Origin of the sequence: Flavobacterium sp. (assembly GCF_044371705.1) — a bacterium.
GTDB lineage: Bacteria > Bacteroidota > Bacteroidia > Flavobacteriales > Flavobacteriaceae > Flavobacterium.
In genome coordinates, this window is sequence record NZ_JBILTE010000088.1 from 1 (window position 1) to 11,337 (window position 11,337).

General features: G+C 34.3%; 14 protein-coding genes. 11 read left to right on the top strand and 3 right to left on the bottom strand.

From position 1 onward, the window contains the following. The first annotated feature begins 130 nt into the window (after positions 1–130). From ACIQ2S_RS07600 to ACIQ2S_RS07620, 5 genes are all read left to right on the top strand, one after another. Positions 131–625 (top strand): DUF4920 domain-containing protein, encoded by a 495-nt coding sequence (locus ACIQ2S_RS07600; protein ID WP_396174613.1) that lies wholly within the window; start codon positions 131–133, stop codon positions 623–625. Then, a complete protein-coding gene (locus tag ACIQ2S_RS07605; protein WP_396174615.1) occupies positions 625–1,077 on the top strand; it encodes a hypothetical protein in 453 nt (150 codons plus the stop codon). The genes ACIQ2S_RS07600 and ACIQ2S_RS07605 overlap by 1 nt, the downstream gene beginning before the upstream one ends. 13 nt (positions 1,078–1,090) lie before the next feature. Beyond that, on the top strand, positions 1,091–1,753 hold the full coding sequence (mnmD, locus tag ACIQ2S_RS07610) for a tRNA (5-methylaminomethyl-2-thiouridine)(34)-methyltransferase MnmD (RefSeq protein ID WP_396174617.1): 663 nt from the start codon (positions 1,091–1,093) through the stop codon (positions 1,751–1,753). Between the two features lie 64 nt (positions 1,754–1,817). Then, a complete protein-coding gene (locus tag ACIQ2S_RS07615; protein WP_396174619.1) occupies positions 1,818–2,609 on the top strand; it encodes a TIGR00266 family protein in 792 nt (263 codons plus the stop codon). Between the two features lie 99 nt (positions 2,610–2,708). Beyond that, entirely contained in the window at positions 2,709–2,906 is a 198-nt protein-coding gene (locus ACIQ2S_RS07620; RefSeq protein WP_396174621.1) for a hypothetical protein, read from the top strand. Between the two features lie 48 nt (positions 2,907–2,954). Here ACIQ2S_RS07620 and ACIQ2S_RS07625 read toward each other — a convergent pair whose 3' ends face one another. Next, positions 2,955–3,899 carry a LysR substrate-binding domain-containing protein gene (locus tag ACIQ2S_RS07625; RefSeq protein ID WP_396174623.1) on the bottom strand — a complete coding sequence of 315 codons (945 nt, stop codon included), beginning with the start codon at positions 3,897–3,899 and terminating at the stop codon, positions 2,955–2,957. 106 nt (positions 3,900–4,005) lie between these two features. Here ACIQ2S_RS07625 and ACIQ2S_RS07630 point away from each other — a divergent pair, with 106 nt between their 5' ends. The 5 genes from ACIQ2S_RS07630 to ACIQ2S_RS07650 all read left to right on the top strand — a co-directional run bounded on the left by ACIQ2S_RS07630 (position 4,006) and on the right by ACIQ2S_RS07650 (position 8,076). Then, positions 4,006–4,485 carry a Dps family protein gene (locus tag ACIQ2S_RS07630; RefSeq protein WP_396174625.1) on the top strand — a complete coding sequence of 160 codons (480 nt, stop codon included), beginning with the start codon at positions 4,006–4,008 and terminating at the stop codon, positions 4,483–4,485. 66 nt (positions 4,486–4,551) lie between these two features. Continuing rightward, the gene (locus ACIQ2S_RS07635) at positions 4,552–4,839 is read left to right on the top strand and encodes a hypothetical protein (protein ID WP_396174627.1); all 288 of its coding nucleotides are present in this window, start codon (positions 4,552–4,554) and stop codon (positions 4,837–4,839) included. A 62-nt stretch (positions 4,840–4,901) separates the two neighbouring features. Further along, on the top strand, positions 4,902–6,518 hold the full coding sequence (locus ACIQ2S_RS07640; protein ID WP_396174629.1) for a SulP family inorganic anion transporter: 1,617 nt from the start codon (positions 4,902–4,904) through the stop codon (positions 6,516–6,518). Between the two features lie 3 nt (positions 6,519–6,521). Further along, positions 6,522–7,157, top strand: a complete 636-nt coding sequence (gene can, locus ACIQ2S_RS07645) for a carbonate dehydratase (protein ID WP_396174631.1) — start codon at positions 6,522–6,524, stop codon at positions 7,155–7,157. A 94-nt stretch (positions 7,158–7,251) separates the two neighbouring features. Continuing rightward, positions 7,252–8,076, top strand: a complete 825-nt coding sequence (locus ACIQ2S_RS07650; protein WP_396174633.1) for a DUF3943 domain-containing protein — start codon at positions 7,252–7,254, stop codon at positions 8,074–8,076. Positions 8,077–8,082: 6 nt separating this feature from the next. Here the strand turns inward: ACIQ2S_RS07650 and ACIQ2S_RS07655 are convergent, their stop codons facing one another. Beyond that, positions 8,083–9,279, bottom strand: coding sequence for an LETM1-related biofilm-associated protein (locus ACIQ2S_RS07655; RefSeq protein WP_396174636.1), 1,197 nt, complete (start codon positions 9,277–9,279; stop codon positions 8,083–8,085). Positions 9,280–9,357: 78 nt separating this feature from the next. Then, a complete protein-coding gene (locus tag ACIQ2S_RS07660) occupies positions 9,358–10,446 on the bottom strand; it encodes a M42 family metallopeptidase (protein WP_396174638.1) in 1,089 nt (362 codons plus the stop codon). Positions 10,447–10,529: 83 nt separating this feature from the next. Here ACIQ2S_RS07660 and ACIQ2S_RS07665 point away from each other — a divergent pair, with 83 nt between their 5' ends. Beyond that, on the top strand, positions 10,530–11,243 hold the full coding sequence (locus tag ACIQ2S_RS07665) for a DUF4294 domain-containing protein (RefSeq protein ID WP_396174641.1): 714 nt from the start codon (positions 10,530–10,532) through the stop codon (positions 11,241–11,243). The last annotated feature ends 94 nt before the right edge of the window (positions 11,244–11,337 follow it).

Sequence of the window (11,337 nt, forward strand, 5' to 3'; positions counted from 1 at the left end):
TTTACATTTCTTTAAACTGTTTGTAAATTGTTGCTTATTTTTCAATTTTCCACTAATTTTTATTCGATTTTAATTCTACAACAAGTAAATCTGATTATTTTTGTCACATAATATAAAAAGTAAACACTCAATGAAAAAAATTCTTAGTATCGTTTTAATAGTCGTTGCCATCGTCGCTTGCAAAAAAGAAGAAGCGAAAGTTGTAGCAGAAGCAGCTCCTGAAAAATTTCAATCTTTTGGTGATTCCATTTCAGCAGAAGGAGCCATTACCAAAGAAGAATTGTTTGCAAAATTTGAAAATTTAAAAGAAGGTGATACCGTTGAAGTAAAATTCAGATCGGAAATTAAAGATGTATGCCAGAAAAAAGGTTGCTGGATGAACATGGATTTAAGTAACGATAAAAACACCTTTGTACGTTTTAAAGATTACGGATTTTTCATGCCTCTAAATGCTGCCGGAAGCGAAGCTATTGTCAACGGTAAAGCATTTATTTCTGTTGAAACGGTAGATGAACTGAAACATTATGCGAAAGATGCCGGTAAATCACAAGCAGCAATCGACTCAATCACCGAACCTAAAGTTTCTTACTCGTTTTTATCAAACGGGGTGCTAATTAAAGAATAATGGAAAAAGTACTTCTTCTAACTTTTGCTACATTGTTTTTGATTGGTTGCCAACAAACGAAGGAAACCAAACAGGATGAAAAAGTGACAACAAAAGATACTGTTGCAAAAAAGTCATTCGACATGTATGAAATGTCTGAAATGGCTTTATTGATGGAGCAAATGTATGTGGACAATCAACGGTTAAAGGAACGACTTGAAAAAGGCGAACCTGCCGGAGAATTTCCTTCGCACTTTGCAAAAATTCACAGTGCAATAATGACCGATTCTACTGAAAACGATGATTTCTTTAAAAAACAAGCAAAAGTGTTTTTAGAGGCACAAGAATTGATTTACAAAGAACCCGCCAAAGCAAAAGAACACTACAGCAATGCAATTCAAGCTTGTATAGCTTGCCACGAAGTGAAATGCAGCGGACCGATTGTTCGTATAAAAAAATTACAACTAAACTAACAAATAGCTTTTTTTGAAAAGAGAAATAATTGTGACTTCCGATGGATCAACATCCATTTACCTCCCGGATTGGGATGAAAGTTATCATTCCAAACACGGAGCTATTCAAGAAGCTCAACACGTATTTATTAAAAACGGATTGTCTCTTTTCAAAGGACAATCCGTTTCCGTTTTAGAGATTGGTTTCGGTACTGGTCTAAACGCTTTTATCACTTTTCTGGAAAGCAAAAAAACAAACCAGTCCATTGAATATGTGGGAGTAGAAGGTTTTCCTTTAGCAGCTGATGAAGTGCTGCAAATGAATTACGTGCAGCAATTAAATGCCGATGAATGGGAATCGGAATTTAAACAAATGCACGAAGCTGAATGGGAAAAACCTGTAACAATAGATGCGCACTTCCGACTAATTAAGCGTAAACAAATGTTTGCAGCAATTACCGATGTAAATCAATTTGACTTAATTTATTTTGATGCTTTCGGCTATCGAGTGCAACCCGAATTGTGGAGTGTTGAAATTTTTACTAAAATGTATACTGCTCTCAAATCAGGAGGAATATTGGTTACCTATGCATGCCGTGGACCCATCAAAAGAGCCATGATTGAAGCAGGTTTTCAAATTAAAAAATTAGCCGGACCTCCGGGGAAAAGGGAAATGTTGCGAGGGAGAAAAGAGTAATATTTATTCTTTTGACAATTATTGGAATTTGGAATTTTAGTATTGGAATATAAAAAGAAAAGCGATGCACAAAATAATGGATTACACCATCTACGGTGAGGAAATGCAATATGTAGAAATCAATTTGAGTTCATCCGAATCAGTTGTTGCCGAAGCCGGCGGTTTTATGATGATGGAAGACGGAATTCAAATGAAAACCATTTTTGGCGAAGGTACCGATGCGGGCGGAATCATGGATAAAATTTTCTCTGCGGGAAAACGGTTACTCACAGGAGAAAGTTTATTTATGACTTTGTTTCAAAACACTTATCCGAACCAACGTAAAATTTCTTTTGCCTCTCCGTATCCGGGAAAAATTTTACCAATCGACTTGAATGCTATTGGCGGCCGATTCATTTGCCAAAAAGATGCCTTCTTATGTGCCAACCAAGGTGTGAAAATAGGCATCGAATTTTCAAGAAAATTAGGTCGCGGACTTTTCGGAGGTGAGGGTTTCATCATGCAAAAATTGGAGGGTTCGGGACTTGCTTTTGTACATGCCGGCGGAACCATGGCAAAAATTGAACTACAACCCGGACAACTAATTAAAGTTGACACCGGTTGCATCGTGGGTTTTACGCAAAATGTAGACTACGATATTCAATTTGTAGGAGGAATAAGAAATACTATTTTTGGTGGCGAAGGTCTGTTTTTTGCCACATTGAAAGGTCCCGGAACTGTCTATATTCAATCACTTCCTTTTAGCAGATTAGCAGGTAGAGTCTGGGCTGCGGCTCCTCAAGGAGGCGGCAAACACAAAGGCGAAGGAAGCTTGTTAGGAGGTTTGGGCAACTTGTTAGATGGAGATAATCGTTAATTTTATACTAATTAACTCTTAAAATAAAATTTTCATTAGATAAAATTTAATAAATTTGATTTATCCTAAACTTAGTATTAACCTACTTAAAAATCGATTATGACAAGTACCATGTTTGCTTACTCGAAGAAAATTCTTGAAAGCGTTAGTTTTGATCCTAATCTGTTCCGTAAAGAACTTAAAAAAGCACTAAAATCGCTTTTGCCTTATGAAATTGAGCAATTAAGAGATTGGTTGCTACGTTTTACGGAAGAAAAACCCGAATTGCGAAGTTGTTTAATTTATGTCAACCCATAAAACTAAAGGAGCCTAAATAGCTCCTTTTTTGTTTAACAAATCTAACTATTATTTCTTTTGAAGCGGGCTAATAATTTGAATGTCCTGAAATGTAATTGCTCCTCTAACGACTCCGGAAATGACATTTCGCAAAGCTTCTATAATGTGAATCTTTAATTCGCTTTTTGGATAAATTAAACTCACCTCTCGTGCAGGTTTTGGGTCTTTAAAGTGTTTGAGTTTGCTTTTATTTTTGTCATTCAAATCTAATGTATGCAAATAAGGTAAGAGTGTGGTTCCTAAACCTTCATCAGCCAATTTTATTAAGGTCTCAAAACTTCCACTTTCAATGTGAAAATTAAAATTGCCATCACTAACAGCATTGTTTTTACATAAATTTAAAATGCCGTCTCTAAAACAATGTCCATCCTGTAAAAGCAAAAGTTCATTCAGATTCAAGTCGGAAACTTCAATTTCATTTTTGATGTTTATACTATGATTATCGGGTATGTAAGCCACAAATGGCTCATAATACAATACTATTTCTTTGATTTTTGGTTCTTCTAGCGGCGTTGCTGCAATCGCCGCATCCAAATGACCGTTATTTAATTTCGTAATAATTTCATCGGTATTCAACTCTTCAATAATTAAGTTCACCTTCGGATATTTTTTGATAAAATTGTTCAAAAACATAGGGAGCAACGTTGGCATCACTGTTGGAATGATCCCAATTCGAAAATCACCCCCAATAAATCCCTTTTGTTGATGTACAATGTCCTGAATTCGATCCGCTTCATTCACAATATTTTTGGCTTGGCTGACAATTTTCTGACCTATATCTGTCAGCTGAATAGGCTTTTTACTTCGGTCAAAAATTTGTATTCCTAGCTCTTCCTCAATTTTTTGAATTTGCATGCTTAAAGTAGGTTGTGTCACAAAACACTTTTCGGCAGCATAGGTGAAATTTTTATGTTCTGCTACTGCTAATACGTATTGGAGTTGGGTGATGGTCATATAAATAGTAAATTTTGATACAAAGATAAAAACTATCGATTTTTCTGATGCTATAATCCCTTTATTTTTTGTATATTTAAAAGTACCAATTTTAAAAATTAAGAAAATGAAAACCAACAGTTTAGGCTTAGAGTTCAAAAAAGCCGAAGTTTTAGCAGCCGAATTAAACATTTTACTCGCCAATTTTCAAGTGTACTATCAAAACTTAAGGGGCTTACATTGGAATATTAGGGGGAAACGCTTTTTTGACTTACATGTTAAGTTTGAAGAATTGTACAATGATAGTCAGTTAAAAATTGATTTGATAGCAGAGCGGGTGCTGACTCTTGGAAGCACGCCTTTGCACACTTTTGAAGATTATATTAAAAACAATAAATTGTTTGTAGGGCGGGACATTTCAAATGATGAAGCTGCAGTGAATTTGATTGTCAATTCACTAACCCAGTTACTAAAAATTGAACGCGTTATATTAAAACAGTCAGAAGAGGCAGCAGATGAAGGCACCAACTCAATGATGAGCGATTTTATAAAGGAACAAGAAAAAACAATCTGGATGATGAAAGCATGGTTAGAAGAAGAAATGTAGTTAAAATTTAATTAAAATTAACAAATTTTTTAGTTTTTAGAGTTGTTATATACTAATTTCGTACTCATGAAATTGAGTATATCTTTTGTTTTATTATTATTCCTAACATTTCTATCATTACCAACTATTATTGGTTATTTGAATAGCGATACTGATATTTCCATGGTTTACAGCATGTCTGAAGAAGAAGAATTCCAAGAAACACTAACTTTTAAAGAAGCAATCAAAACCAAAAAAAATATTTTCCCTCTTTGTTATGAATTGCAATCTACTAAAAGAATAATCTGTGAAAACCACATCCAATACGATGATGTTTTAGAGGAGATATTTTCTCCACCACCAAACCTTTACTAATGATTTTAGGAATTTTATCTAAAGATTCCGGTAATTTATTAATCATTAGTATAAGAAGGTAAATGACAAAAAAAATTAATCTTTTGGCACACCTGAAATCTGACTTTGCGTCGGGTTTGGTCGTGTTTTTAGTAGCTCTTCCGCTGTGTTTAGGAATTGCTTTAGCATCCGGAGCTCCTCTTTTTTCCGGAATTATCTCTGGTGTAATTGGAGGTATTGTGGTAGGATTTTTAAGTAAATCACATATTAGTGTAACCGGACCGGCTGCGGGTTTAACAGCAATAGTATTAACAGCTATAACCGATTTGGAAGCATATGAAGTATTTTTAACCGCCGTCATTATCGCCGGTTTATTGCAATTGCTTTTAGGTTTTCTTAAAGCAGGTAGTATTTCCAATTATTTTCCTACCAATGTAATCGAAGGAATGTTGGCAGGTATTGGAATTATTATTTTCTTAAAGCAAATACCCCATGCGGTGGGATATGATAAAGTTTCCGAAGGAGATACCTCCTTTTTTGAAAAAGGTGGTTCAAACATGATTACAACAATAGTTGATGCTTTTAATTACATCAATTATGGGTCTATAATTATTACTATCATTGCTTTGATTATTTTAATAGTTTGGAATAAAATACCGGCTTTAAAAAACTTGAAACTGGTGCCAGCAGCTTTAATTGCGGTTTTTTCGGGGATTATTTTGAATGAAATTTTTATTAGAACCGGCAGTTCCCTGCAGGTTTCAAAAGATCATTTGGTGGCTTTGCCGGTTCCGCAATCAATTGAAGAATTTAAAGCAATGTTTGTTTTGCCCGATTTTTCAGTGGCAACTTTAACAAGTACCAAAGTATGGATTGTTGGAATTACCATTGCTATTGTTGCCTCAATCGAAACTTTATTATGTATCGAAGCATCCGATCGAATGGATCCGCAAAAAAGATTTACCAATACGAATGTAGAGCTAAAAGCTCAGGGAATTGGTAATTTATTAAGTGGATTAATTGGTGGATTGCCCATGACCTCTGTGGTAGTAAGGTCGTCTGCAAATGCCAGTGCAGGAGCAAAAACAAAAGCTTCCACCATAATTCATGGCTTACTTTTAATGGTTAGTGTTTTGACAATAGCACCTTTTTTAAATAGAATTCCATTGGCTACATTAGCAGCAATTTTGCTATTAATTGGATATAAGTTAGCCAGACCGGCTATTTTTAAACATTTCTTAGAAAAGGGGAAATACCAATATTTACCATTTTTAGCAACTGTCATTGCTGTAGTTCTCCTTGATTTATTAAAAGGGGTTGCATTAGGTATGCTAATTAGTATCTTCTTTGTTTTAAGAGGAAATTTCAAAAGAGCCTATTCATTCAGAAAAGAACAGTACCACGATGGCGATGTTATTCACATTGAGTTAGCACAAGAAGTTTCCTTCTTAAATAAAGCAGCAATAAAAAATACCTTAAAAAACATTCCTGATAATTCAACTGTTGTAATAAATGCTTCAGATACAGTTTATATTGCACATGATGTGCTGGATTTAATTGAAGAATTTAAAGAAATTAGAGCGGTAGAAGAAAATATAAATGTTAAATTAGTAGGTTTTAAACATGCTTACAATTTGGACAATACAGAAGAAGGTCAGCACGTATCCGTTAAACATACCAATCAAAAAAAAGAAAAATAAATTATGAGTGAGTTTTATAAAAAAATACTAGACAACAATAAAAAGTGGGTTGAAAGCAAATTAGAATTGGATTCTGATTATTTTAAAGATTTATCGAAAGGACAGAACCCACCACTACTATGGATTGGTTGTTCAGATAGTAGAGTGCCGGCAAATGAAATCATTGGAGCAGCTCCCGGAGAGGTTTTTGTCCACAGAAATATTGCAAATATGGTCATCCATTCCGACATGAATATGTTGAGTGTTTTGGATTACGCTGTAAATGCCTTAAAAGTAAAACATGTAATTGTTTGTGGACATTATGGTTGTGGTGGAGTAAAAGCAGCAATGGGCAATAGCTCAATTGGGGTTATTGACAATTGGATTCGCCACATTAAAGACGTGTATCGTTTTCATCATGATGAATTAGATAGTATAAGTGATGAAACAGATCGATTCAATAGGTTTGTTGAATTAAATGTAAAAGAACAAGTGTATGATTTAGCCAAAACTTCTATTGTTCAATCGGCTTGGAAGCAGGGACAAGATTTGACCATTCATGGTTGGGTATATGGCTTAAATTCAGGTTATGTGACCGATTTGGGTGTGAACTTCAAAAACAACGATGAATTAGATGAAGTATATCAACTTAAATTCTAACTGATTTTAAGAAGAAATAAATTTACTGAAGAATGTTAAAAAAAGTGTAGAAAGATATAGATTCTTGCTACACTTTTTTTATTTTTGCCGCTTCATGGGAAAAATAAGTACACTTTTACTCGGTTTTTTTATTTTTTTGAACGTTACAAAAGTAATAGGTCAAAATGATTCCATCCCTGCAACTCCTAAATTAGAAGTAGTTAAAGATACTTTAACTTCATTAGAAGATGTTCCGCAAATTATCCAATTTGAACCTTTAACACGAATTGATTCGAGCAGAATTTACAATCCCCAACGTGATCCAAAAAGATTGTGGTATAATACAGGAATGTATGCAGTAACGGCTTTAGGAGCATTTGGACTTTTGTGGATTGCACCGGAGAGTATATCTAAATGGGATAAAGAGGAAATAAAAGAAGAAGGGTTGCTTAAAAAGTGGAAAGAAAATGTAAAAGCCGGTCCCGTTATAGACGAAGATGATTTTGTAATGAATTATATTATCCATCCATGGGCAGGAGGAGTCTATTATATGTCAGCCCGAGGAAGTGGTTACAAACCTTGGGAATGTGTCACTTATTCTTTTTTAATGTCAACGTTTTTTTGGGAATATGGCGTGGAAGCTTTTGCAGAAATACCCTCCATTCAAGATTTAATTATTACTCCTGTAATAGGTTCTGCTGCAGGCGAAGCCTTTTTTATTGCTAAAAGATCTATCATTAAAAATGATCGAAAAATATTGAAGTCAAAAGCTTTAGGTAATACAACTCTTTTTATAATGGATCCATTCAACGAATTATTAGACATCTTTGGGTATAAAACGAAAAATAAAATAGAAGCGTATTCTAATCTAGTGCCTTTATCGTCTAATCCTTATTCTAGACAATTTACCTATGGTTTTCATGTTGTTATAAAGTTTTAAACCCTATTATGAATCCAAATTCTCATTAAAGGATGAGGGAAGTATCTTTGGGATAAATTTGATTAAAATAGGTAACAGCAAACTACCTCCCGGCAATAAAAAGATTGTTAAAGAAGGAATGGTTTTGCAAACATCTAATAGTTGCTTCCGTACTTTTTTCTTTTCCTGAGTATCCAACTCACGTTGTGTGGATAAAGCCAAAAGAATCAGTAATTCTTTGCTTTCAGACAATTCTTTTTGCAAACGCTTTTTATTCCTAGTAATCAAAGTCACTACACTTTGTGTTGTTTGATCATAAAAATGCTTGATAGGATTTGAATAATTGAAAAAGGGAATGTCTTTTTTGTTTGCCGTGATAAACGAATCAAGTGTAAAGAGACTTTCCATAATGTAGTTTTGGTCTAAAGCTAGCAAATCCCCTAGTTCATGTAAAAATTCTGATTCTTTAGCGTCCATAATTCGGTCAGTCCATATTGCCATAGCAGCTAAATCCAGTAAATAGTATTTTTCGAGATTTGTTTGCAGCGAATCTAAATTCAAGACCCGAAGACTTTCAACTTTTTTGTTCGAAAATTTGGTATAACGCACTGATGTTTCAAAAAGTTTAATCAATAAATCATCATAGTTTGTTTTTGAAGTTTTTGCATTTAATGCCAGCGAAATCAAACCAACGATGGTTTCTTCAATTTTTTGAATATAGTTTTTATTTAATTCTTCTTGTAACAAAAAATTTTGAAAGGCCAAAACATCAATAAACAGGAGAGCATTGGTTACTAAATGAGAAAAATTCTTAATGAAAATATTTTCATTGGTTTGAACTCGTTCGTTTATTATTTTCTCTAATTTAGTAGACGGACTTTCATGCGGAAGTATTTTCTTCAAGAACGAAAATCCGCTGGAATGCAAAGAATCATAAAACTTCAGTGCCAACAGAATGAAATGTTCCTTTGATGGTTGCTTTTCAGTTAACTGATAAATACCGAAAAGACTATTAAATAAAGCTACTTTTGAAACTTCTTCCGAAGTCCATTTTCCTATGGGTAGGTTTTCATGTGTGTCAATTCGAACCACATGTCCGTATATATATCCTGTATCTCGGGTTCTACAATAAAAATCCTTGCTATCATAGGGATAGGGTGAATTCTGCGAGTAGTATTTGCTCAAAAATTTATCGATCCAACCTTGAGCAGAGGGATTAATCATGCGTTTCTTTTTTTTGCAAAGCTAAGTTTTTTTAAAGCAAAAATTCCCAAAAATTACTTTGGGAATTTTAGTAGATTTTTATTTGTAATAGGAGAAGGTTTGATTATTCTCAATAGTTAATAGCGTCTCGTAAATGAGTTTAATTACATTTTCTACATCATCCCGATGAACCATTTCTACGGTAGTGTGCATATATCTTAAAGGCAAAGAGATTAAAGCGGAGGCAACACCACCATTACTGTAAGCAAATGCATCAGTATCGGTGCCCGTAACTCTTGAGGATGCCAATCGTTGAAAAGGAATTTTATTGGTTTCGGCAGTTTGAATAATTAATTCTCTTAAGTTATTTTGAACTGCTGGAGCATAGGTAATAACCGGACCTTTTCCAATTTGAGTCTCACCCTCAATTTTTTTATCAATCATCGGAGTAGTGGTGTCGTGACAAACATCGGTTACAATCGCTAAATTGGGATGGATGGTTTTAGTGATCATTTCTGCTCCACGTAAACCTACTTCCTCTTGAACGGAATTGGTTATGTATAATCCGAAAGGTAGTTTTTTCTTGTTCTCATGCAGTAATCGGGCAACTTCCGCAATCATAAATCCGCCCATTCGGTTGTCAATAGCTCGGCATACAAATTTATTTTCGTTGAGTACCATAAATTCATCCGGGTAAGTAATTACACAACCTACATGTACACCCAATTTTTCAACTTCCTCTTTCGTGGTGCAACCTAAATCTACAAATAGATTGTCAATGCGAGCGGCTTCTTCCTTTCCTCTGTTTCTTGTGTGTATGGCTGGCCAACCAAAAACTCCTTTAACAATGCCTTTTTTAGTATGTATATTTACCCTTTTAGAAGGGGCAATTTGATGATCCGATCCGCCATTTCTAATCACATAAATCAATCCGTTATCTGTGATGTAGTTTACATACCATGAAATTTCATCAGAGTGACCCTCAATAACTACTTTATAAGGAGCATCTGGATTAATAACGCCAACAGCTGTTCCATAGGTGTCGGTTATAAAGGTGTCAACATACGGTTTGATATAATTCATCCATAATTTTTGACCTTCTGATTCGTACCCGGTAGGGGAAGCATTATTCAAATAATTTTCTAAAAAAGTTAAAGAGGATTTTTTTAGTATGGTTTTTGCTGACATGAGATATATTTTTTGCTAAAATATAAATTAGTACGCACACTATTATGAATATTCTATATTTTTGGAACATATATTTAGACGCAATGAAAACTGTAAATAGTTTATTTCTATTACTATTATTTTCTGTGACCCTTTCTGCCCAGCAAACACAGAAAGACTCTACTCAAATTTATTATCTTATTGGTAATGATTCCATACTTCGCACTTCCCTTGAATTAGACGAGGTGGTGTTAACAGGTGTTAAAAAAGACAAGGATGATGAAGAGAGAAAAAAGTTTTTATTACTACAGCGACGTGTGCTAAAAGTGTATCCATATGCCAAAACAACAGCAGATAATCTCATCATGCTACAGAAGAACATGGCAAAACTTAAATCTGAAAAAGAAAAGAAGCGATATTATAAAATTGTTGAGAACTACCTGGAAAACGAATTTGAAGGGCAACTAAAAAAATTATCTCGTAAAGAAGGACAGATTTTGGTGAAACTTATTTATAGACAGACGGGTAAAACTACCTATGAATTAATAAAAGAACTAAAAAGCGGATTTAAGGCTTATGTGTCCAATAATACTGCGAAAATGTTTGATATAAGTTTAAAGGAACAATACAATCCATTTGACGTTACAGAGGACTTTTTGATTGAAAGTATTTTAATTATAGCTTTTAATGAAAGTCGATTAGTCAAACAACCGCCTGCGAACGACATCAATTATGCTGAACTTTCCGCAGTGTGGAAAGAAAAAATTGAAAAATCAAAAGCAATCAAAGCAGCGAGAGAAGCTAATTCGTCCAATTAATTTTGAGTAGCCATTTCCCGCTACCTGCCTGCCGGCAGGCAGGTCCATTCCAAGTCCGTTTGTTGGGTTTGGTTCGGCTAAGCTCTGCCAATAG